General features: G+C 53.2%; 19 protein-coding genes, 1 pseudogene and 1 riboswitch. Of the genes and pseudogenes, 11 read left to right on the top strand and 9 right to left on the bottom strand.

Features of this window, described 5'->3' with window-relative positions:
* Nucleotide 1: 1 nt before the first annotated feature.
* Genes gspE through gspC form a run of 3 tightly spaced genes read right to left on the bottom strand, consistent with a single transcriptional unit; the run spans nucleotide 2 to nucleotide 4614 of the window.
* On the bottom strand, nucleotides 2-1576 hold the full coding sequence (gene gspE / locus ACRRUX_RS16585) for a type II secretion system ATPase GspE (RefSeq protein WP_432532352.1): 1575 nt from the start codon (nucleotides 1574-1576) through the stop codon (nucleotides 2-4).
* Nucleotides 1569-3677: a type II secretion system secretin GspD gene (gspD, locus tag ACRRUX_RS16590; protein ID WP_432532354.1), complete on the bottom strand. Its 2109-nt coding sequence runs from the start codon at nucleotides 3675-3677 to the stop codon at nucleotides 1569-1571. Before gspD ends, gspE begins: the two co-directional genes overlap by 8 nt.
* Before the next feature lie 22 nt (nucleotides 3678-3699).
* Nucleotides 3700-4614: a type II secretion system protein GspC gene (gspC, locus tag ACRRUX_RS16595; protein WP_432532356.1), complete on the bottom strand. Its 915-nt coding sequence runs from the start codon at nucleotides 4612-4614 to the stop codon at nucleotides 3700-3702.
* Nucleotides 4615-4843: 229 nt separating this feature from the next.
* On the opposite strand from gspC, the gene hslR reads away from it, so the two are divergent.
* The 5 genes from hslR to ACRRUX_RS16620 all read left to right on the top strand — a co-directional run bounded on the left by hslR (nucleotide 4844) and on the right by ACRRUX_RS16620 (nucleotide 10243).
* Nucleotides 4844-5242: a ribosome-associated heat shock protein Hsp15 gene (gene hslR / locus ACRRUX_RS16600; RefSeq protein WP_432532358.1), complete on the top strand. Its 399-nt coding sequence runs from the start codon at nucleotides 4844-4846 to the stop codon at nucleotides 5240-5242.
* Between the two features lie 14 nt (nucleotides 5243-5256).
* Nucleotides 5257-6114, top strand: coding sequence for an Hsp33 family molecular chaperone HslO (gene hslO / locus ACRRUX_RS16605; RefSeq protein WP_432532360.1), 858 nt, complete (start codon nucleotides 5257-5259; stop codon nucleotides 6112-6114).
* A gap of 395 nt (nucleotides 6115-6509) precedes the next feature.
* Nucleotides 6510-8051, top strand: a complete 1542-nt coding sequence (locus ACRRUX_RS16610) for a phosphoenolpyruvate carboxykinase (protein ID WP_432532362.1) — start codon at nucleotides 6510-6512, stop codon at nucleotides 8049-8051.
* Between the two features lie 188 nt (nucleotides 8052-8239).
* A complete protein-coding gene (locus ACRRUX_RS16615) occupies nucleotides 8240-10066 on the top strand; it encodes a M14 family metallopeptidase (protein ID WP_432532364.1) in 1827 nt (608 codons plus the stop codon).
* A gap of 27 nt (nucleotides 10067-10093) precedes the next feature.
* Nucleotides 10094-10243 carry a hypothetical protein gene (locus ACRRUX_RS16620; RefSeq protein WP_432532366.1) on the top strand — a complete coding sequence of 50 codons (150 nt, stop codon included), beginning with the start codon at nucleotides 10094-10096 and terminating at the stop codon, nucleotides 10241-10243.
* A gap of 253 nt (nucleotides 10244-10496) precedes the next feature.
* Here ACRRUX_RS16620 and ACRRUX_RS16625 read toward each other — a convergent pair whose 3' ends face one another.
* Nucleotides 10497-10916, bottom strand: coding sequence for a VOC family protein (locus tag ACRRUX_RS16625; RefSeq protein ID WP_432532368.1), 420 nt, complete (start codon nucleotides 10914-10916; stop codon nucleotides 10497-10499).
* Between the two features lie 181 nt (nucleotides 10917-11097).
* Between ACRRUX_RS16625 and soxR the strand changes: the two genes are divergently transcribed.
* Both soxR and hmpA read left to right on the top strand, forming a co-directional pair.
* Complete coding sequence (gene soxR, locus ACRRUX_RS16630; RefSeq protein WP_432532370.1) at nucleotides 11098-11535, top strand: redox-sensitive transcriptional activator SoxR; 438 nt, start codon at nucleotides 11098-11100, stop codon at nucleotides 11533-11535.
* Nucleotides 11536-11690: 155 nt separating this feature from the next.
* Nucleotides 11691-12881: an NO-inducible flavohemoprotein gene (gene hmpA / locus ACRRUX_RS16635; protein WP_432532372.1), complete on the top strand. Its 1191-nt coding sequence runs from the start codon at nucleotides 11691-11693 to the stop codon at nucleotides 12879-12881.
* Between the two features lie 61 nt (nucleotides 12882-12942).
* Here the strand turns inward: hmpA and ACRRUX_RS16640 are convergent, their stop codons facing one another.
* On the bottom strand, nucleotides 12943-13758 hold the full coding sequence (locus ACRRUX_RS16640; RefSeq protein ID WP_432532374.1) for a class I SAM-dependent methyltransferase: 816 nt from the start codon (nucleotides 13756-13758) through the stop codon (nucleotides 12943-12945).
* Nucleotides 13759-13974: 216 nt separating this feature from the next.
* Here ACRRUX_RS16640 and ACRRUX_RS16645 point away from each other — a divergent pair, with 216 nt between their 5' ends.
* Entirely contained in the window at nucleotides 13975-14727 is a 753-nt protein-coding gene (locus ACRRUX_RS16645; RefSeq protein WP_432532376.1) for a DUF4097 family beta strand repeat-containing protein, read from the top strand.
* Between the two features lie 103 nt (nucleotides 14728-14830).
* On the opposite strand, the pseudogene ACRRUX_RS16650 reads toward ACRRUX_RS16645, so the two are convergent.
* Nucleotides 14831-15082 (bottom strand): annotated as a pseudogene (locus tag ACRRUX_RS16650) (GIY-YIG nuclease family protein); the annotation flags it as partial.
* A gap of 76 nt (nucleotides 15083-15158) precedes the next feature.
* Nucleotides 15159-15360: riboswitch (FMN riboswitch) on the top strand.
* A 264-nt stretch (nucleotides 15361-15624) separates the two neighbouring features.
* Here ACRRUX_RS16650 and ribB point away from each other — a divergent pair.
* A complete protein-coding gene (gene ribB, locus ACRRUX_RS16655) occupies nucleotides 15625-16281 on the top strand; it encodes a 3,4-dihydroxy-2-butanone-4-phosphate synthase (protein WP_432532378.1) in 657 nt (218 codons plus the stop codon).
* A 60-nt stretch (nucleotides 16282-16341) separates the two neighbouring features.
* On the opposite strand, the gene ftnA is transcribed toward ribB, so the two are convergent.
* Nucleotides 16342-16875, bottom strand: coding sequence for a non-heme ferritin (gene ftnA / locus ACRRUX_RS16660; protein WP_432532380.1), 534 nt, complete (start codon nucleotides 16873-16875; stop codon nucleotides 16342-16344).
* Nucleotides 16876-17117: 242 nt separating this feature from the next.
* On the opposite strand from ftnA, the gene moeA reads away from it, so the two are divergent.
* Nucleotides 17118-18362, top strand: a complete 1245-nt coding sequence (moeA, locus tag ACRRUX_RS16665; RefSeq protein ID WP_432532382.1) for a molybdopterin molybdotransferase MoeA — start codon at nucleotides 17118-17120, stop codon at nucleotides 18360-18362.
* A gap of 56 nt (nucleotides 18363-18418) precedes the next feature.
* On the top strand, nucleotides 18419-19180 hold the full coding sequence (moeB, locus tag ACRRUX_RS16670; protein WP_432532384.1) for a molybdopterin-synthase adenylyltransferase MoeB: 762 nt from the start codon (nucleotides 18419-18421) through the stop codon (nucleotides 19178-19180).
* A 302-nt stretch (nucleotides 19181-19482) separates the two neighbouring features.
* On the opposite strand, the gene ACRRUX_RS16675 is transcribed toward moeB, so the two are convergent.
* A complete protein-coding gene (locus ACRRUX_RS16675; protein WP_432532386.1) occupies nucleotides 19483-21030 on the bottom strand; it encodes a cryptochrome/photolyase family protein in 1548 nt (515 codons plus the stop codon).
* A 57-nt stretch (nucleotides 21031-21087) separates the two neighbouring features.
* On the bottom strand, nucleotides 21088-21765 hold the full coding sequence (locus ACRRUX_RS16680) for a TIGR01621 family pseudouridine synthase (protein WP_432532388.1): 678 nt from the start codon (nucleotides 21763-21765) through the stop codon (nucleotides 21088-21090).
* Nucleotides 21766-21772: the final 7 nt, after the last annotated feature.

A 21772-nucleotide genomic window follows, 5' to 3' on the forward strand; every position in this document is an offset into this window, starting at 1 on the left:
ATTATTCCTCCCGGGTCACACGCAGCACTTCTTCCAGGGTAGTAATGCCTGCCCTGACTTTCGCCATACCATCAAAACGGATACTGGGCGTATGCTTGCGGACATATTTTTCAATGGCCAGCTCACCGCGACCACCATGGATCAGCTCACGCACATGATCATCCACCACCAGCAATTCATGAATACCGGTCCGGCCACGATAGCCGTTGTAGCCGCAATGCTTGCAGCCTTTGGCGCGATAGATCATGGTCTGCTCATCCGCAGCCATACCCAGCAGCTCTCGCTCACGCTCATCCGGGCTGTGGGCTTCTTTACAGTCCCTGCACAGGGTGCGCACCAGCCGCTGGGCCAGCACGCCGAGTAAACTGGACGACACCAGGAAAGGTTCAACCCCCATATCCTGCAAACGGGTAATGGCACCTGAGGCGGTATTGGTATGCAGCGTGGAAATTACCAGGTGACCGGTCAACGACGCCTGCACCGCAATTTGCGCCGTTTCCAGATCGCGGATTTCACCTATCATCACCACATCAGGGTCCTGACGTAAAATGGCGCGCAGTCCCCGGGCAAAGGTCATATCCACCTTGGTGTTAACCTGTGTCTGACCTATGCCCTCCAGCTCGTATTCGATAGGGTCTTCCACCGTCAGGATATTGGTATCCCGGGTGTTGATTTCCGTCAAACCGGCATACAGGGTGGTACTCTTACCCGAGCCCGTTGGTCCGGTCACCAGAATAATGCCGTGGGGTTTGCGAATAAGCTCGTCAAACTGTTTACGCACCGACGGCGTCATCCCCAGCTGCGCCAGGTTCAGCTTGCCGGCATTCTTGTCCAACAAACGCAGCACAACCCGCTCACCATGGCTTGAAGGCATGGTCGATACCCGCACATCCACGGCACGACCACCGATCCGCAGCGAGATACGGCCATCCTGAGGCACCCGCTTCTCGGCGATATCCAGGCGCGCCATAACTTTGATACGGGAGACCAGCAGAGACGACAGCTTGCGGTTGGGTTTGAGCACTTCTTTCAGTACACCATCCACCCGGAAGCGCACCACCAGCTGCTTTTCATAGGTTTCAATGTGGATATCCGAGGCTTCTTCTTTGATGGCCTCGGACAGCAGGGCGTTGATCAGCCTGATGATCGGCGCATCATCGTCCCCTTCCAGCAGATCTTCAGTCTGGGGCAACTCTTCGGCCAGAGTGAACAGGTCCATCTCGTTGCCCAGATCTTCCATCAGCTGCTGGGCTTCCGATGAATTGGCCTGATACGCCTGAGTCAGTTTGGCTTCAAACTCAGATTGACTCAGTTTCACCAATGGCAGCTCTTTGCCGGTAAAGCGCCTGGCTTCCAGCATGGCTTCGACCGGCGTTGCTTCGGTGTAATACAGCGTCAGCGGCTGATCATCGGTTTTGGCAAGCACCAGGGTAAAGCGATGAGCGAAAGCAAATGGCAAACGCTCCTTGCTGACGGTTTCAAATACCTCATCGCCCTGAGACTCCACTTCCATGCCAATCTCAGTGGACATGGCGGCCAGCTCATCGCGGGTTTCCTGCGGCTGTGGATTAGTCATGGGATTGATCTTTCTGCTTCTGCTCATCCAGGGTTTTCAGGGTAGAGTCGGTCTGGCGCAACTTGGTATCCAGCCCTTTGCCATCCTTATAGCGCTCCAGGATCTCATTCACTTCAGGCGACAGATACTCTTCCTGTTTCCACTCTTCCAGTACAGGCACATTGGTATTTGGCATCAGGTTGACACCGCGCTCCTGCTGCTCCAGTTGCAAGGCTCGGAAGTAGTTGTACTTGCGACCGGCAATGCCTTCCATGGTGGCGCCGTCACGGATGATGGTTGGTTTGATAAACACCATCAGATTCTTTTTCTTCTTGCCGCTGCTGGATGACTTGAACAGGTGACCAATGATCGGGATATCGCCCAGGAAAGGTACCTTCTGCACGCTTTCCTGCACCTCTTCGTTAATAAGACCACCCAGCACCACGATTTCACCTGAGTCAGCCATCACAGTCGTGGTCAAACGGCGGGTCGCAAAGGTCACATCCACGCCGGTTTTCCCGTTAATACCGGATACTTCCTGCTCAATGGTCAGCTTCACCGAGGTGCCTTCGTTGATCTGCGGAACCACCTTCAGCTTCACCCCCACTTCCTTACGCTCTACAGTCTGGAAGGGGTTGGAGTTACCGTTGGAGGAGTTCTGGGCGCCGGTCAGTACCGGTACCTCATCACCCACGATGAAAGAAGCTTCCTGGTTGTCCAGAGTGGTAATAGATGGTGTCGCCAGCACGTTGGAGTTGGTATCGGAAGACACCGCCTGCATCAGCGCGCCGAAGTCACCCATGGTCACCCCCCAGGCCATGCCATTCACTTTACCCAGTGCCTGTGCCAGCAGAGTGATATCACCCTTCTTATCCGGGTTCTTGCCAATAACGTCACCGGTATTGGGGTTGGTAATGTAAGTACCCTCTTCAGGCCTTGCCTGCCAAATCCCCGCACCTATCTCACCAATTGTGGGACCCAGGTTGTTGAACTGGGTGCCACCACCGGCAGCCGTAGCCCATTGCACACCAAAGCCCACATCGTCGCCTTCGGCAACTTCCACGATAATGGCTTCCACCAGCACCTGAGCACGGCGGATATCGAGTTGATTGATCACACTTTCAAGCGTGCGCATCTGATCAGGCTCGGCACTGATCACCAGAGCATTGGTGTCGGTATGGGCCATGATATTGATTTTGCTGTTACGGCCTGATTTCGGCTGGCCGCCGCCTTTTTCCTCTTCCAGCTTTTCAGCAAAGCCGGTCAGTACTTCCACCAGATCTTCAGCCTTGGCATAGCGCAGATAACGCACTTTGGTATTACCGTTGCTGGCCTGCTCTTCATCCAGCTTCTTAATCAGCTCAACCACCCGCTCACGGCTCTTTTGGTCACCGCTGACAATCACCGCGTTGATACGCTCATCAGCCACCACCTTGGGTGCCTGACCCGGCATTTGCGCCTGATTGGCTGAGGCGCGGTAAAGGGTATCGATAATACGGACGATTTCCGACGCGGAAGCGTACTTGAGATTAACCACCTGGGTTTCTACATCACCCTGCTGATCAACCCGGTTGACTATATCCACCAGCTTATTCACCACGGCAGCGCGGCCGGTGATCATCAACACGTTGGAGGGGTCATAGTTGACCACGTTACCGCCACCGGCATTGTCGTTCAGCTGACGCAGCAAAGGCGCCAACTGCTTGGCTTCAGTGTTATACAGCGGCACGATACGGGTAACCAGCTCATCACCGCTCCCCGGAATGCTGTCATCAGCCACCCGGATATTGGACAGCTTGGCATCCTTATCCTTGAGTACCTTGATGATGTTGTTCTCCATCTCCACCACGGCGTAGCCATACACCTGCAGCACATTGAGGAAGAACTGGTAATACTGTTCATCATTGAGCAGATCATAACTGCGGACGTTGATTTTTCCGCGAATGGTTGGGTCGACTATGATGGTCTTGTTCAGGTTCTTACCAACGATATTGATAAATTCCTGAATATCAGTGCCCTTAAAGTTAGCCGCATATTGTTCAGACCAGGCCGGCTGAGCCAGCATCGCCGCACCGGCAACCAGAGTGGCGATCAGCTTGCGTCGAAAGCCCTTGTTGTTCATTGTTTTTTCCCCTGCTTCGTGTTCACTGCTGCGGCAAACTGAATAAGATTTCCACCAGTTGTCCCTGGCGTTCGACCATCACTGACACTTCCGTCAGTGTCGGCAGCTGTGCCATCACATCAATGGACTGCGCCATATCGGTCAGATCATAACCATTGATGGATTTCGCCAGATCATTGGGCTCAAATCCCGCCGCCTTAAACAGACTGGGATCCTTACCCGGATTCAGACGATATCCTGCCACTTCGCCGTCAATCCGAATCGGTGAAATAGCAATAAAATCGGTAATTTTACCTGGGTCTTCGAGCAACAAATCGCGAGAGTATTCAAGCTCCTGCGTAATGTCTTTGTTGTCGCGCTGATCAAGACGCTCAACCTTGGCTTCCTGCAATCTGGTATTGGCATCACTTTGAGTGGTGTACTGCAAACCATCTAGCATCAGCGTTTCATAACGGCCGTTATTGGTGATGATAACTCTGTCGGCATACACCTCTTTGAGCGAAGCTGAAGTGCCACTGATCTTGTCACCCAGGCTGTAGGTGTCCTGGCTGCCACGGGATTCAATCACCGCCAACCCGTTACGCTCAGCCGTCGATGCCACCACCCCGGTCAGTTGTATAGACAAGGTTGTTTTGGGGGCATCAGTAATGATTTCAGCCACAGGTTCGGGCTTGGGATTTTTAGGCTTGTCAGACACTTTACCAAACAGCGCCAACGACTTGAGCGACTCAATGGAATGTGCACTGCCACTGGCTGTGTCAACGGAAGAAAGCGTTGGTTGCCAAACCACTGCAGAAGGTTGGGAGGGTACCAGCTTCCAGCTGATCTGTGCGGCCAGATATAGGGCGGTAATGACCAATAGCCAAAACACCCCGACACTGACAGGTTTTTGCGGGACTTGGCTTACCCTGCTGAAAAACTTATCCAATAAATCCATATTCACCGGGCCTGACTGGCCTCTAATCTGATTATCTCTTTATTTAGCGAACTCATGCTAACCCACCACAGTGGTTGGCAACAAGTCAGCAACATATGGGGCGTTGGCTAATTTTCACCAATTATGGTAAGTTTCGCGCCTGACTCTGCCCCGCTATTTGAGTCGCCAAACGGCGCTCAATCGGCAATTCTGTCCTGCGTCTACATCGTTAATTCAGGCACCAGACCCTATGACTCAAACACAGGAACAAGCCAAAGCTGTCCGACTGGATAAATGGCTTTGGGCTGCCCGCTTTTACAAGACCCGTGCCATCGCAAAAGAGATGATCAACGGTGGTAAGGTACATTACAACGGCCAGCGCCCCAAATCCAGCAAGAATGCCGAAGTTGGAGCCCTGATCAGATTACGCCAGGGATATGACGATAAAGAGGTCGTAATCAAACAACTTAGCGACACTCGTCGGGGCGCAAAAGAGGCGCAGCTGCTGTACGAAGAAACGGCAGAAAGTGTAAGAAAACGTGAACAGAATGCAGAAGCCCGACGCCTGAATATCCTGCACAATCCGGCTCCGGATCATAAGCCGGACAAGAAGCAGCGTCGGGCCATCATACGCTTTAAAGATATCTGAGGGTGAAACCATCCATGAACCAAGACAATCTATACCGTTACCTGTTCGAAAACGCCGATGTGCGTGGCGAACTGGTACAACTGGAAGACAGCTTTCAGCACATTATTAACAGCCATCCTTATCCCGGCGTCATCAAGCAGCTGTTGGGTGAGTTGTTGGCAGCAACCTCGTTGCTGACTGCAACCCTTAAGTTCAGCGGCGATATTGGTATTCAGCTGCAGGGTAATGGCCCGGTTACCCTGGCCGTCATCAATGGCAACAACAATCAGGAAATGCGTGGCGTCGCGCGCTATAGCGAAGAACTGCCGGAAAGCGCCACTCTGACCGAGCTGTTCGGTAAAGGCTATATGGTCATTACCCTGACACCGGATGAAGGTGAACGTTATCAGGGTGTCGTGGCGTTGGACAAACCAACCCTGGCGGAATGCCTGGAAGAGTACTTTGCTCAGTCCGAACAGTTACCAACCCGGATCTGGTTGTTCAGCAGCGACACCAAGGCAGCAGGTATGTTGTTGCAGGTATTGCCGGGTGAAGGGGAAAATCTGGAGTTTGACCATCTGACGCAACTGACTGCCACCATCAAGGCTGAAGAGTTGCTGGAACTGGATGCAGAGGAAGTGCTGCATCGTCTGTATCATCAGGAAGAGGTTCGTCTGTTCGACCCCATTCCGGTGAGCTTCAAGTGTACCTGCTCCCGCGAGCGCAGCGCGGCAGCCATTCGCACCCTGGACAAGACTGAAGTCGACGCCATTCTGGCAGACGAAGGCAAGATTGAAATGGGTTGTGAATACTGCAACAGCAAGTATGTTTTCGACAGTATCGACATCGAAGGCATTTTTGCCAATCAAACAGCTCCTGCTGCTCAGCAGTAAGCAGAAAGACTTAATAATCTAAGTCACGCTCCGGAGGCGTCTTCGGAGCGTTTTTTTATCCGTTTTCAGTAACTGCACACCGGTTTTTCATTAAAGACCCTATTTTTATCATTATCCGCACGCACTTATCGGCCAATCCCCATATAAACAAGGCTTCCGGGTTCATTGGTCATACCAAAAAAGAACAAATTTTCCCTCGTCGCAAGATTACAAAACAAACACCTTTGGGTTACACTCCAGCTACAGATGTCACCTAACACCACAGGTCTGCACAGGCAAGCGGCCCAGATCGCAAATCACGGACCATGACAAGAATAATTTGGCATCTGCGGCAGTCAGCCCATTCTGACTGGCCAACACCCGACAGACCCTACAAAATAATGGAGACCTGACTTATGGCGGACGGAGCCAACCGCGTACATAAGAACCTCACCACGGCAGCACTGATCGAGTTGTCCATCGCCCGCGGCGAGGGACACCTGACAGCCAATGGTGCATTGGTAGCGAAAACCGGAGAACGCACTGGCCGTTCTCCCAACGACAGATTCATCGTCAAAGAAGCCTCATCAGAGCAGGACATCGACTGGGGCAGTGTTAACAAGCCCTTCGCACCGGAAAAATTTACCGCACTGTGGAATCGGGTAGCTGACTACCTGAGTGGTAAAGAAGTGTTCATCTCCGAGCTGGAAGTCGGTGCAGATCCTGAACATTACCTGCCGGTGGAGGTCACCACTGAATATGCCTGGCATCAGGTGTTCGCCCGCAACCTGTTTATCGAACCTGAGCAATACAATGTCGCCGCCAAGGCCCCCTGGCAGATCATCAACGCGCCGAGCTTTGAGTGTGTTCCCGAGCGCGATGGCACCAACTCAGAAGCCACTGTCATCATCAACTTTGCCGATCGCAAAGTATTGCTGGCCGGTCTCAAGTACGCCGGGGAGATGAAGAAGTCCATGTTCTCGGTACAGAACTTCCTGCTGCCCGCCAAAGGCGTTTTGCCCATGCACTGCTCTGCCAACGTCGGTGAGCAAGGCGACACCACGCTGTTCTTTGGCCTGTCCGGTACAGGTAAAACTACGCTGTCTGCTGATCCCAAGCGCTTCCTCATCGGTGATGACGAACATGGCTGGGCGCCCGGTGGCGTATTCAATATCGAAGGTGGCTGTTACGCCAAGTGTATTGATCTGAGCCAGAAGAATGAGCCAGTGATTTGGGATGCCATTCGCTTTGGCACAGTACTGGAAAACGTGGTGATGGATGCCAAGCGGGTACCCGATTATCACGACAGCTCACTGACTGAAAACACCCGCGCAGCCTACCCACTGGAGCATATCGCCCGTCGGGTTGAAAGTAATCGTGGCGCAGAACCCAATGCCGTGGTGTTCCTGACCTGCGATGTCTCAGGCGTGTTGCCACCGGTCGCCCGTCTGTCCAAAGAGCAGGCCGCCTACCACTTTCTGTCCGGTTACACAGCCAAAGTTGGCTCCACCGAAATGGGCTCAACTTCTGCCATTCAGTCCACCTTCTCGACCTGTTTTGGTGCTCCCTTCTTCCCGCGTCCTGCCGGCGTCTATGCTGAGCTGCTGATGAAGCGGATCGAGTCGTTCGGCAGTCAGGTGTATCTGGTCAATACCGGCTGGACAGGTGGTCCATACGGTGTCGGTAAGCGCTTCGATATTCCGGTTACCCGTGCCATTGTGGATGCCATTGTGTCAGGCGAGTTAGCCAGTGTGGAGACTCAACACCTGGACGCGCTCAATCTGGATGTACCTGTGGCTGTTCCCGGTGTCGACAGTCAGCTGCTCAACCCTATCAATACCTGGGAAGACAAAGCGGCCTATGCCGAGTACGCCGCCAAGCTGGCACATGCATTCAATGAGAACTTTGCCAAATATCAGGTACCGGATTCTATCCGCAATGCTGGTCCCCGCGGCTGACAAACCTGCATAACCAAATCAACGGCTCCCATAGGAGCCGTTTTTATTTACATGAATAACAAGAATCTTTACTGCGCCAATCAGTCCCCCTGCTTGACAAGCCCACTCACCTTGCGCAATTTATGAACCTTCATCAAAAACAGAGTGGCGCACTTTGTCGCAACAAAGCCACCATGGAGACAGCCCAAATGGCCTTTCAGCGTAATCCTATCCTGCTGTGCGTATTAACCCTGATGACCGGCTCTGTGGCCGCCGCCGACAATACCACTGAGCAATATATCAACGATGCAATTCTGCCTCCGATACATCTTTGGCAGGGTCGCAGCGAAGCCCTGCTCAAACCTGCTGATCATCCCTGGGTGACTGACTTTGAACTCAGCAATGGTCGTATCAGTCCAGACTACGAGACCAGCATGGCCTGGCTGGACAAGCTGATTGCATACTCCCCGATGCTCAACAAAGTCAGCCTGGGCAAGAGTCCTCAGGGGCGGGATATCTGGATGGTCATCGCCACGGCTGACGGAGCCGCCACACCGGCAGAGCTGGCACAGCGGGATAAACCCACAGTTCTGATTCAGGCGGGCATTCATGCCGGTGAAATCGATGGCAAAGATGCCGGCATGATGTTGCTTCGGGATATAGTTACCGGCGATAAAGCGCCACTTCTGCAGCACGCCAATCTGCTGTTTATTCCCATATTCAACGTGGATGGTCACGAACGTCAAAGTGATACCAATCGGGTGAATCAGCGCGGTCCGGTGAACATGGGCTGGCGCACCACGGCAACCAATCTGAATCTCAACCGTGACTATGCCAAGGCCGATGCGCCTGAGATGCAACACCTGCTGCAGGCCATCAACCTGTGGCAGCCGGATCTTTATATTGATGTCCATGTCACCGACGGCATTGACTACCAATATGATGTCACCTTTGGTTACAACACCAGACAGGGACTGAGCCCGGCAACCTATCAATGGCTGGAAAGTCGTTATCGTCCCGCCATCGAGCAGGCGCTAGGTGAGGCAGGGCATATCCCCGGGCCTCTGGTATTTGCCCTGGATAACGCCGATATCACCAAAGGAATGAGTTACTGGAATCCGTCCCCCAGGTATTCCAACGGTTATGGTGACGCCCGGCACCTGCCCACTATTCTGGTGGAAAACCACAGTCTTAAACCCTATAAACAGAGGGTCTTGGGTACTTACGTACTGATGGAACAAACTCTCAGGACTCTGGCAAAAGATGCCATCAGTCTGCAGGCGGCCATACATAAAGACAGATACGCCTATCCACAGCGCGTCACACTTAGCTGGCAAAACGAAATCCAACCTTTTACCTGGGACTTTAAAGGTATGGGTTATGAGGTTGAAACCAGCCCAATCAGTGGTGACAGGGTTGTGCGCTGGAGCGGAGAGCCCAAACTCTATGCACAACTGCCGGTTGAAGGCAGTACCCGACCGGCAATCAGCGTCAGTCGCCCGGCCGCTTACTATATCCCGCCCCAGTGGCAGGAGGTCATTACCCGGCTGGAGCTTCACGGGATCCGCATGACCAGGTTGGAGCAAGCCACTCAGGTAAGAGGTGAACGGTACAGCCTTTCCAATCCAGTATTCGCAGAAAAGGACTATGAAGGGCGCCAAAGAGTCAACGCTGACATCAGTAAATCGTTCATCAATCAGGTGTTGCCTGCAGGCACAGTGAAAATAGAGACCAAACAACCGCTCGGCGACCTCGCTATCCTGCTGCTGGAACCTCAATCACCTGACTCGCTGCTGCAATGGGGTCTGTTCAACCCTATATTTACCCGCACTGAGTACATTGAAGACTATGCGGTGGAACCACTGGCACAGCAAATGCTGGCCGCTGACCCCAGGCTTAAAGCTGAGTTTGAAGCCAAGCTGCAGAGCGACCAGACCTTCGCAGCAAATCCCAAGGCAAGATTGCGCTGGTTTTACGAGCGCAGCCCTTACTATGACAGCGAATATCAGGTCTATCCCGTGCTGAGAGGGTTGTAGCCCACTGCGGGTTGTAACAGGTGGCGCATGACCACTGGCGCCGGGCTGGCAACCCTGCCGATTAACGCCTGTATCCCAGTAACCGGCCAGCGCATCCAGGCCCAGCCGCAACATGCCATGTTGACTGGCCGCCGTTACCATATACTGCAAGGTCGAACTCTGATTGCCATTGACTGAACCTTTGCAGGTAAAGCCTGCCGCCAGTTTGTCGGTCCAGCGCTGCTCGCACTATAAGTCTGAGCAGGCGTCGGCAAACAAAGCCAGATTCACAAGACGTCCCACCACAAGCTCCCTGGCTGTGATGGCGTGGCTGACAACCGCTGCGCCAGTATCCTCAATGCCTTACGCCACATGTGCCACCTGCTCAGCAACCACGGTTTGGCTGAAGTAGACGATGGCAACCTTCCCGGACAGCATGCAGTCTCCCACCTCAGTCATAGTTATTGCGCTCCTGCGGGTTGTCGCTGGTATAGCAGACAAACTCCACCTCAAAGCCCGCCGGATCGATATAGTAGACATTGTCGCGAAACTCGGTGGACTGCCCCTCCTTATCGACTTGGTATCCCGCCTCCTGCATGCGCTGTCGCAGGGCATTGAGATCCGTGGTGACAAAGGCAAAGTGCGCCAGCCCCTGCTGATGGCCGGTCAGATCCCGGTTGCCGCCCTCGCCGTTATCACTCAGGGCGATATAACTGTAGTCATCGCCAAAATGCAGCCAGCGTCTGGGCTTGCCGTACCAGCTGCTCTCTCCGCCACCGCGCACCTGCCAGTGTGGCATGGCCGCACGGTAAAACTTCAGCATGGCATCCATATCCGATACCACCAGATTAACGTGTTCGAGTCTTATCATCCTTAGCTCCTATTTGTTATCCATGACGTGATTAATCAGCTGCTGTAAAACATGAATGAAGTGCTCCCATCTATAGCGGTACATATCCAACTCCTGCCTTGTAACCTGTTTACAAGCCTAATACCTCAAGTTAAGTTGAGGTAAAGCGCTTTTTTGCTCTTTTTTTCAGCAGGAGGCATGAATGGAGTTTTCAGTAGGTGATGTTGCCCGGCGCTGCGGGGTGAAGGTCTCGACTCTGCACTTTTATGAAGACAAGGGACTCATCATTAGCCAGCGCAATGCGGGTAATCAGCGCAGATATCAAAAAGACGTGCTGCGTCGGGTATCGGTGATCAAGGCTGCGCAGAAAGTGGGGATCAGTCTGGCTCAAATCAAACAGGCGTTTGCCAGCCTGCCGGGCAACCGCACCCCGACCAACGACGACTGGGATAAGCTGGCCGCCAGCTGGCAACAGGAATTAGACAATCGAATCAGTTATCTGCAACGACTCCGAGACTCGATGAGCAGCTGTATAGGTTGCGGTTGTCTGTCAATGAAGAGTTGTCCTATCTATAACCAGGATGACTGGCTGGCTGAGCAAGGCCCCGGGCCCGTGCTGTTGGATCGCAACCCGGAATAACCATTTGGTTTGTAAGTGTTTGATTCGATTAATCAGTGACACAGATCACTCCCTACCACACCGGCGATTTATTTTTATTGATCTATATTAAATGCAGGTATAGATTTACCGCAAAACATGCATATAAAATATTTATTAATAGAGGTCGCCCCACTATGCTGGATCAAAAAACCATTTCTGTCGTGAAAAGCACCATCCCTTTGCTGGAATCTGCAGGCCCAGAACTGACCAAACATTTCTACCAACGCATGTTCAGTCATCATCCTGAACTTAAAGATATTTTTAACCTCGCACACCAGCGTAAAGGGGATCAGCCAGTGGCGCTGTTCAACGCAGTCGCCGCCTACGCCAAAAATATCGACAACCTGGCAGCCTTAGGTCCTGCGGTAGAAAAAATCGCCCAAAAACATACCGGTTTTTTGATCACCGCCGAGCAGTACAATATCGTCGGTCATCACTTGCTGGAAACCCTTAAGGAACTGGGGGGGGATGCGGTCACCGATGAAGTGATAGAAGCCTGGGGCAAGGCCTATGGGTTGCTGGCAAATATCTTTATCCAGCGTGAAGCGCAGATCTATGACGACGCAGCAACTCACCAGGGCGGCTGGCGTGGCACCCGCACCTTCCGTATCACAGCCAAGACTCAGGAGTCCGCAGTTATCACTTCATTTGAGCTGACGCCGGTTGATGGCTTGCCTGTCATGGACTTTGAACCGGGTCAGTACCTGAGTCTGAAGGTTGAGCATCCGCAATTGGAGAACGTAGAGATCCGTCAGTACTCGCTGTCTGATGCGCCCAATGGCAAGCGTTATCGCATCAGCGTAAAACGTGATGATCAGGGCGCAGTGTCTCAGTTGCTGCATGAGCAATTCAATGTGGGTGACGAGTTACAGGTGATCCCGCCAGCCGGTGACTTCTTCCTGAAAACCACTGATGACAAACCACTGACTCTGATTTCCGGTGGGGTGGGACTGACGCCGGTGATGAGCATGCTGAACCAACGACTGGCTAAAGACACTGCCCAAACCCTGTGGCTGCACGCCAGTGAAAATGGCGATGTGCACGCCTTTGCCGATGAGATAAAACACAAACAGGCTCAGTACCAAAGACTGGCGGCTTATACCTGGTACCGCGAGCCTCAACCACAGGACATTCAGGGCCAGCACTATGATTTTTCCGGCACCATGGAACTCAATGCCATCAACGGTCAACTGCCGACCTCTGGCGACTTCTACCTGTGCGGTCCGGTTGGCTTTATGGCCCATGTCAAAGCTCAGTTGACCAACCTGGGGATCGCCGATGAGCAGATCCACTACGAGGTGTTTGGTCCCCATAAAGGGCTGTAATTCCGAACGTCCAACGCCCCGCTTCGGTACAAGGTCAGCGTAAAATACGGTACCGCCGATGTCAGGGCTTCAACGCCTTGATGCTGTATACCATTGGCACGGTCTGACCGCCGTGCCTCATCTGAAAACACCCCTCGGCGACTTCTTCAAGACCTTCGAAACAGTTGTAGGGACTGAAGTCGAACTCCTTAAACTCGATCAGCTGTAATCCTGCCCGCAGCAGTGAACCTATGACATCGGCCAGGCTATGTGACCAGCTCATAAACCGTTCACAGCTGTCACCGGCATTTTCCGTATAGCTGCCTTCTTCTTCGATATCCGGCTCACGGGTGTGAAAATAACGGTATCCGGCCAATAGTCCCTGAACTGGATGAAATTCAGCCAGATAGAAAATCCCGCCGGGTTTCAGACACGACTGCACCGTTTGCGCCCACAAATCCAGATCCGGCAGCCAGCACAGCGCACCGTAAGAGCTGAAAACAATATCAAATTGTCGCTGCAGCACCTGTTGAGCACGATATACATCAGCACACACAAAACTGGCTTCCAAACCGGTTTGTCGCGTCAGTGCCGTTGCCTGTTCAATTGCCTGACAGGACAAATCAAGGCCGGTGACGCTGGCCCCCAATCTCGCCCAGGAGAGGGTATCCAGTCCAAAGTGACATTGCAGATGCAACAGGCTTTTGCCGGTAACATCATCGCCAATCGCCGCCAGTTCAATACAGTTGAGGCTGGAATTCCCGCCGAGGAATCCCGGCACATCATAGAAACGTGAATTCAGATGGATACGGGTTCTGGCATCCCAGCCCCTGCGATTGATCTCCAGATAGTCTTCCATGTAGGTCTCACCATAACTGTGGTTGGCGAAATTACTCATTTGATTTCGTCTATCCTGCTGGATATTGGCCACAAACACCAACCATCTATATCCATCGCCAACAATTTCAACACAAATTCATTTAAATTCAATAAATTAAAAAGTGGCATGGTAACTGCTTAGTCAACAGCAAGCTCCTGACAGCCGGGTCAATTGCCCGTGACAGACTCAGGGTGTAGTCGAGTCAATCAAGCTATAACAACAAGGAATCGTCATATGTATCGTCAGACACTGATTGCAGCAGTCCTTACCCTTGGCCTCAGCGGCTGTATTATCAATGTGAATGCTTCCGGTTACCGCGCGGAGTTTCTGGAGACCCGCCAGCTAACCCTCAACGCCGCAGAGCTGTCAGCACTGCAGGCAGAAACCGGCGCCGGTGATTTACATATTAAAGAGGTCGATGGTTTACAGCAGATTAGAGTCACCGCAACCATCTATGGCAAGCCGGGGATGGAGTATGAACTGACTCTGGAGCAACACCTTCACAGTGCCCGCCTGATCGCCAAAGCAGACGCATCAGGCCGCTGGCAAAACAGCCCCTACATAGACTTGACCGTAGAAGTTCCCGTGAATTTAAACTTGAAAGTCAGTGATGGCTCAGGGGATATAGTCATCAGTGGCGGACAGAATATCAACATCGATGATGGCTCCGGTGACATACATATCACCAACAGCCATGGAGAGCTTGAGATCAGCGATGGCTCCGGCGCCATCAATATCCTTCATCACACCGGCAGGATCAGCATTGACGATGGCTCAGGTGAGATCAGGGTAGCCAGTGTTAACGGCGATCTTTATATCAAAGATGGCTCGGGCAGCATCAACACAACTGACGTCAGCGGCAACGTCACCATTGATGATGGCTCCGGGGATATTCAAATAAGTCATGCAGGAAGTTTGAATATTGTCGAAGCCGGTTCAGGCAATTTGATTATTGATGGTGTCAGTAACACAGCGGGGCGTAAGTAACCCACTACAGCTCCAATATTCCCGGCGTGACTTTGGCAGTACGCGGTCGTCAAAGTCCCCCCTCCCCTGGACGAGCCGTTCTTGTCTGGCACTTTGTCAGCCGTTAGCAGATCCCTATCAGACTCAACTTCTGCTGGCGGCTGAGTTTTTTTACCGCAATTTCCCGCCTCAGCGCATCGCCTTTAGTTCCAACCGGCTCGCGATATACCAAACTTAGCGGCCCTTTCCCCCGCAAAAACCTGGCGGTCTTCTTGCCATTGGCACAGTGCTCGGCAAACCGTCTGTCGATATCCGTGGTAATGCCGGTATACAACTGGCCACCCGCACAGCGCACCATATACAGATACCAAACGGCTTGTTGATCTAACGGCTTGTCTTGTGAATCAGATGCTTGCACTATGTATCCACTGATTGGGTGTTAAACCCGGTTGGTTTGTTCTCAGGGCGGGGTGAAACTCCCCACCGGCGGTAATTTTCAGGCTTATTCTATGGGATTAAGTCGCTGAAATCAGCCCGCGAGCGCCTGTCAGCCAAGTCGTATGACAGGGACAAGCAGATCCGGTGTAACTCCGGAGCCGACGGTAATGAGCATCGGGCAACCGATGCGCTGAGTCCGGATGGAAGAGAATGTCAGTCACGATACGTTAAGTCTGCAGGATATCGCCTGCGGCCTGTTGTCGCGTATCCATCTGTACCTGTGACCAACAGGTCACTGCTTTTCTGTGCCCTGATCCAAATGGAGGTACACATACGCCCCTTAGTTAGTCCGGATGAAATGAGTGCGATAAGCCGTCCGACACCGAGCAGCTTGAGCACATGCGCAATGGCGCATTTCAACACCGGATTAGTGCAGGGTCGTTACTGCCTTCCTCATTTCCAGCTTTGAGGAAACTTATTATGGATCAGTCCTTACTTAATCAATTTGGCAATGCCAGCCAAAGAGTCGAACGCGCTCTTGATGCTCTCAAACAGGGTAAAGGCGTACTGTTGGTTGATGATGAAAACCGTGAAAATGAAGGCGACCTTATCTTCAGTGCCGAGCTGCTGACGGTACCGCAGATGGCGCTGCTTATCCGTGAATGCAGCGGTATTGTTTGCCTGTGCCTGACCGACAATATACTGCAGCGGTTGGAACTGCCCGCTATGGTCAACAGTAACACCAGCCAGTATGGCACCGCCTTTACGGTCACCATTGAAGCCCGTTCTGGGGTAACTACCGGCGTGAGTGCGGCAGATCGGGTCACCACCATCAAAGCCGCTATCGCCGACAATGCCAGACCAACAGATCTGGCCCGTCCCGGCCATGTATTCCCGCTGCGCGCTCATCCTGATGGCGTACTGGGGCGCCGCGGTCACACGGAAGGAACTGTGGATCTGATGCGTCTTGCCGGTCTCAAGCCCGCCGGCGTATTGTGCGAGTTAACCAATGAAGATGGCACCATGGCCAGACTGGCTGAGATTATTCAATTTAGCCGGAAACACGACTATCCGGTTTTGTCGATTGAGGATTTGGCCGCCTATCGACAGCGACATGAACTGGCCGCAGCTTGCTGATATCAAATAACGAAAAAGCAGCCTCAGGCTGCTTTTTTATCTTTCGCTGACGGTTGGCATTCAGGCAGAGGTGCCCGCGTCATGCATGATGCTGGCACTCTCTTTCGATGCCATGGCGTCCAGATCTTTATCGATAAAGAACAATGCCTTGCCATCTTCACCCACCAAGCGGATCTTGTCGACAATGGACTTGAACAGCTTTTCTTCTTCATGCTGCTCGGCCACATACCATTGCAGGAAGTTAAAGGTGGAGTAGTCCTGGGTGGTGAACGCAGTATGGGCCAGGCCATTGATGGCTTTAGTGATTGCCTGCTCATGTTCCAGTGTGTGCTCAAACAGGGCCAGCAGGGAAGGATATTCCGCCTGCGGCGCCTCGATGGCACCAATCAGCGGCATGCCACCGGTTTCACTGACATAGGTAAACAGACGGTGCATATGCCCCATCTCTTCGGCGGCATGGGCACGCATAAATCTCGCCGCCCCTTCAAATCCCTTGTCTTCGCACCAGGCGCTCATCTGCAGATACAGATTGGAAGAAAAAAACTCCATGTTGATCTGTTCATTCAGCTTGGTGATCATTGCGTCGGCCAGCATATCTGCTCCTCTTGCTAACTCATCCTTAAAATTCCTGCCCATTGTGGAAGTCTGAAAACGCAAAAGCAAATGGATTCCAAGGAATTCATCTGTTGTTTTGATCCACCTCAGGCACAAATCTGTGAGCTGAAACTCAGCCCGGTATTTGCCCACATCTCCAGGGTTTTGCATACTTTAGCCAGGTTGTCATGGCATAATGGCGGCCATCTGCAGCCCCATTTATCTGTAAGCAGGGAGTTCACATGCATAGCAAGCAAGACCCATGTTGTCATCCCGGATTGATGCATCCGGATCAAGCCATTCCTAAGCTGCTTGATCAGGTTCAGCCCACCCGTGACACCGAAATTGTGCCGCTCAGTCACGCCATGGGTCGCATTCTGGCAGAAGATCTGGCATCCATGCTGGATTTGCCTCCCTTCGACAACTCTTCAATGGATGGCTATGCCTTCCGGCTGGCAGATCTGCAGCACAGCAACACCCTGAAGCTGGCAGGTTACTCCTTTGCCGGTCATCCCTATGAGGGGCAATATCTGCCAGGCAGCTGCGTGCGCATTATGACCGGCGCACCTGTGCCTGAGTGCTATGACACAGTACAGATGCAGGAAAAAACCCAGGCCGATGGCGAACTCATCACCATAGAAGCACCAGATGCCATTGGCGCCAATGTGCGTGAGCGCGGTGAAGAATTGAAAGCCGGTGATAAGGTGCTGACCAAAGGTACCCGCATCGGCGCCGCCGAAATGGGCGTACTGGCCACCATAGGTCAGAGTCAGGTACGGGTTTATCGCAAATTAACCGTCGCCTTCTTCTCTACCGGTGATGAGCTCCGTCCGGTCGGCACCGAACTGGCACCCGGGCAGATTTATGACTCCAATCGCTATTCCATATTGGGGTTGCTGCAAAAGGCCGATGTGGATTGGCTGGATCTGGGTGTCATTGCCGATGACCCGGAAGCGATCCGCGCGGCCTTCAAAGAAGCCTCGGCCAATGCCGATATGGTACTGACCTCAGGTGGCGTATCTGTTGGTGATGCCGACTACACCAAGCAGATCCTCGATGAAGAAGGCGAAATCACTTTCTGGAAGATGGCCATCAAGCCGGGCAAACCTTTTGCCTTCGGTAAGCTGGGCAATGCCGTATTTTGCGGTCTGCCAGGCAACCCTGTGTCCTCCATGGTGACCTTCTACAAAATCGTCATGCCCTTGCTGCAAAAAATGCAGGGCCTGCCTGCTCAGCCTGTCCTGAGCCTGAAAGCCACCCTGACCAACCCTATCCGGAAGCATCCTGGCCGGGTGGAATATCAGCGCGCCATTTTAAGCCGCAACGATGCCGGCGAGCTGCAGGTATGTACCACCGGCTCACAGGGCTCTGGCATGCTGACCTCCATGAGTCTGGCCAACAGCTTTATCGTACTGCCACAAATGCAGGGTGATACCCCGGCAGGCTCAGTGGTGGATGTCGAGCCATTTACCGACGTCCTGAACTAATCATCACCCGTTAACCGTGTGTGCCGATCTGTGTCGGCACCTTGCAGGAACCCCCTATGAGTGAGCACCCACAAGATCTGCTGTCCCATGCCGAGATGCTCAGATACAGCCGACAAATCTCCATTCGCGCCATGGATATCGATGGTCAGGAACAGCTCAAGCAGGCTAAGGTACTGATTATCGGTGCCGGTGGTTTGGGCTGCGCCGCCAGTCAATATCTGGCGGTCGCCGGGATCGGCCAGATGACATTGGTGGACTTCGATACCGTGGAGATCTCCAACCTGCAGCGGCAGGTGCTGCATCAGGATGCCAATGTCGGCCAGCCCAAGGTGGAGTCCGCCAAACAGAGCCTGACGGCGCTCAATCCCCATATCCGGATAGAGACCATCAACGCGGTACTGGATGACCCGGAAATTGATGAACTGGTCAGCAGGCACACGCTGGTATTGGATTGCACCGACAATGTGATGGTGCGCGAACAGCTCAACCAAGCCTGCTTCAGGCATAAGGTGCCACTGGTATCGGCGGCGGCCATCCGCATGGAAGGTACAGTGATCGTGTTTGACTATAGTGCAGGCACGCCCTGCTATCACTGCTTCAGCGCCCTGTTTGGCGAGCAGCAACTGAGCTGTGTGGAGTCCGGTATCCTGGCACCTGTGGTCGGTATGATTGGCTGTATTCAGGCCACCGAAGCCATCAAGGTACTGACGGGTATGGGTCAGACACTGGCTGGCCGACTGCTGATGGTTGACGCCATGACCATGGAATTTCGGGAGATGAAACTGCCGAAGCAGCCAGGCTGTCGCGTCTGCGGTTAATTCGCCACAACAGCCAATCAAACAGCCTGCCAATGCAGGCTGTTTTTGTTTAATGGATCAATCCCCGTCCACATGCGTAGCAAGTCATAGTCTTGAAGACATAAGCTTATGAATATGAGCCGCAAAATGAATTTACTGAAAAAGGCCTGTCCCGCAAGTTTGTGGCCATTCAGCTGGCGCCTGAAGTGGCGTAAAAAACCTGGAGTCTAAGCGGTGCCGCTCCCAAACGCGTTCGCTGCCGGAAACATGGCAACTGACCCAGGTACCAATGACTGCAGCACCTTTGACTGAAGCACCGTTAGCTAAAGCGCCACAGTACCGGCCTTGATCTCCCGGGCCCGCACCAGTGTGGCTTGCTGCTCGGCCTCATCTAACCGGTCCCAGTTACGGTAGATCATGCCGATCCGCGGGTTTTGGCTGAAAACAGCTCTGTGCTGCAGCATAAAGGCCCAATACAGGCTGTTGAATGGACAGGCATTCTCGCTGCTGCGGTGTTTAACATTGAAATGGCAGCGGTCGCAGTAATCGCTCATCCGCTGAATATAGCTGCCGCTGGCTGCGTAGGGCTTGGTGGCAATCAGCCCGCCATCGGCAAACAGCGCCATGCCACGGGTGTTGGGCATCTCCACCCACTCTATCGCATCCATATAAATCCCCAGATACCAGGCGTCCACCTCTGCCGGAGACGCTCCCCACAGCAGGCTGAAATTACCGGTCACCATTAATCGCTGAATGTGATGGGCATAGGCAGTATTCAGACTTTGGGAGATTACCGTCGCCATGCAATGCATACGGGTCTGACCATCCCAGAAGAATCCGGGCAAAGGCGTAGTCGCATGCAGCCGGTTGGCACCGGCATACTCAGGCATATTGCTCCAGTAGATCCCGCGGACATACTCACGCCAACCGAGGATCTGGCGAATAAAGCCTTCTACTGAAGCAATGTCCGCCGCGTCTGAGTGCCAGGCAACCAGCGCCTGATGGATAACCTCCCCGGGGTGCAACATCTTGGTATTCAGGGCAAAGGACAGACGTGAATGATACAGACTCCAACTGCTGGCGGATTCATCTGTCATGGCATCCTGAAACCGGCCAAACAAAGGCAGACAGCAGCGGATGAAATACTGCAACAATTGCCGCGCCTGCTTGCGGTTAGCCGGCCACAGCAACTCAGGCACAGCCCTGCCCACAGTGTTTACGCCATGACGCTCAAGCCGCTGCAAAATATCGCTGACATCATTGGCAAAGCACAGCGGCCGGGGAATGCCGGCGATGTCTGCCGGTTTCAGTTTGTGGCGATTATCGGCATCAAAGTTCCAGCGCCCACCGTCGGGTTTATCGCCGGTCATCAAAATCCCGGTTTGTTTGCGCATCTGTCGATAGAAGCTTTCCATCCGCAGATGCCTCCCTTTGACAAAGCGCCTGGGTATGTCATCGAAGGGCAATATAAAGTGTTCGGTATCCACACAGGCAGAGCTGATGCCCAACTCCGTCAAATCGCCCTGCAAATGCTGCAACTGCTCAAGCAGCCGATATTCATCGGGCCTTTGATACTCAAAGTGGGTGATCTGCTGCTCAACGCAAATATCAATGACCAGCTCACTCAATCCTGCAACTGCAGCGGTATCGTCCAGCGTCAGATGCCGTACATTGTGTCCGGCCTGTTGCAACGCCACGGCAAAATTGGCCATGGCAGCAAAGAAGCCGCAGACCTTTTGCACATGATGTCTGACGTAGGCAGTTTCCTGATGCAGCTCGGCAATCAGGTACAGACAGGCGTCATCCCGTTGCTGATACCAGCTGTGAGATGCATTGAGCTGATCCCCCAGAATAAGTCGCAGTCGTCGCATACAAACCTCCCTGGCAAACCAGTACGAGCGGACTTATTCAGGTGATCAAAGGATTGGCTAAGCTTTTGATTTTGGCCAGGGAAGATTGGCCACGGCAATCCACTGTGCCAATTGCGCCTGAACTGCTGCGGCGGCAAACAACTCTCCCTGCACAGGATCAGCGCAAAAATGATACTCACGCCCCTGATAGTGGAACTCCAGCTGCCAGGCATGCAGATAGCCTCTGTCTGCCATCTCCCCACCGTACAGGGTGTCCCCCAGGATCGGGCAGCCCAGACTGGCCAGCGCTACCCGCAGCTGGTGAGTCTTGCCACTGAGCGGTTTGAGCAGATATAACCGCAGCCCCTCTGCCACCGACTGTGAGAAAAACTGAGTGATCGCAGGGTTGGCAGTGGTACGCAACAACTTGTACTGACTACGACGGGACTTGGCCATATCGCCAATCACCCAGCCCTGTTTCTTTTTGGGTTTTCCCTGCGCCAGCGCCAGATAATATTTCTGAACCTTGTGGGTACTGAACAATTCGGTAAAGCGGGCCGCCGCCGCAGAGGATTTTGCCAGGATGATCAACCCGGATGTCAGGGTATCCAGCCTGTGTACCGGGTAGAGTTTGATATTCAGATCCAACTCAACCCGGGCAACGACCCCGGCCTCGCCATCCTGACTGTGAAAATGCACATTGGCCGACTTACTGATCACCAGAAAGTCGGCTTCATCCTGAATAAGCTGATACAAGTAGGAA

It is taken from the genome of Shewanella sp. GXUN23E, assembly GCF_050865035.1.
In the GTDB taxonomy this organism is placed as follows: domain Bacteria; phylum Pseudomonadota; class Gammaproteobacteria; order Enterobacterales; family Shewanellaceae; genus Shewanella.

Bases quoted from the DNA above. Each gene is read 5' to 3' on its own strand.
- gspE (WP_432532352.1), bottom strand. From the start codon at position 1,576: ATGACTAATCCACAGCCGCAGGAAACCCGCGATGAGCTGGCCGCCATG.
- gspD (WP_432532354.1), bottom strand. From the start codon at position 3,677: ATGAACAACAAGGGCTTTCGACGCAAGCTGATCGCCACTCTGGTTGCC.
- gspC (WP_432532356.1), bottom strand. From the start codon at position 4,614: ATGGATTTATTGGATAAGTTTTTCAGCAGGGTAAGCCAAGTCCCGCAA.
- hslR (WP_432532358.1), top strand. From the start codon at position 4,844: ATGACTCAAACACAGGAACAAGCCAAAGCTGTCCGACTGGATAAATGG.
- hslO (WP_432532360.1), top strand. From the start codon at position 5,257: ATGAACCAAGACAATCTATACCGTTACCTGTTCGAAAACGCCGATGTG.
- ACRRUX_RS16610 (WP_432532362.1), top strand. From the start codon at position 6,510: ATGGCGGACGGAGCCAACCGCGTACATAAGAACCTCACCACGGCAGCA.
- ACRRUX_RS16615 (WP_432532364.1), top strand. From the start codon at position 8,240: ATGGCCTTTCAGCGTAATCCTATCCTGCTGTGCGTATTAACCCTGATG.
- ACRRUX_RS16620 (WP_432532366.1), top strand. From the start codon at position 10,094: ATGACCACTGGCGCCGGGCTGGCAACCCTGCCGATTAACGCCTGTATC.
- ACRRUX_RS16625 (WP_432532368.1), bottom strand. From the start codon at position 10,916: ATGATAAGACTCGAACACGTTAATCTGGTGGTATCGGATATGGATGCC.
- soxR (WP_432532370.1), top strand. From the start codon at position 11,098: ATGGAGTTTTCAGTAGGTGATGTTGCCCGGCGCTGCGGGGTGAAGGTC.
- hmpA (WP_432532372.1), top strand. From the start codon at position 11,691: ATGCTGGATCAAAAAACCATTTCTGTCGTGAAAAGCACCATCCCTTTG.
- ACRRUX_RS16640 (WP_432532374.1), bottom strand. From the start codon at position 13,758: ATGAGTAATTTCGCCAACCACAGTTATGGTGAGACCTACATGGAAGAC.
- ACRRUX_RS16645 (WP_432532376.1), top strand. From the start codon at position 13,975: ATGTATCGTCAGACACTGATTGCAGCAGTCCTTACCCTTGGCCTCAGC.
- ribB (WP_432532378.1), top strand. From the start codon at position 15,625: ATGGATCAGTCCTTACTTAATCAATTTGGCAATGCCAGCCAAAGAGTC.
- ftnA (WP_432532380.1), bottom strand. From the start codon at position 16,875: ATGCTGGCCGACGCAATGATCACCAAGCTGAATGAACAGATCAACATG.
- moeA (WP_432532382.1), top strand. From the start codon at position 17,118: ATGCATAGCAAGCAAGACCCATGTTGTCATCCCGGATTGATGCATCCG.
- moeB (WP_432532384.1), top strand. From the start codon at position 18,419: ATGAGTGAGCACCCACAAGATCTGCTGTCCCATGCCGAGATGCTCAGA.
- ACRRUX_RS16675 (WP_432532386.1), bottom strand. From the start codon at position 21,030: ATGCGACGACTGCGACTTATTCTGGGGGATCAGCTCAATGCATCTCAC.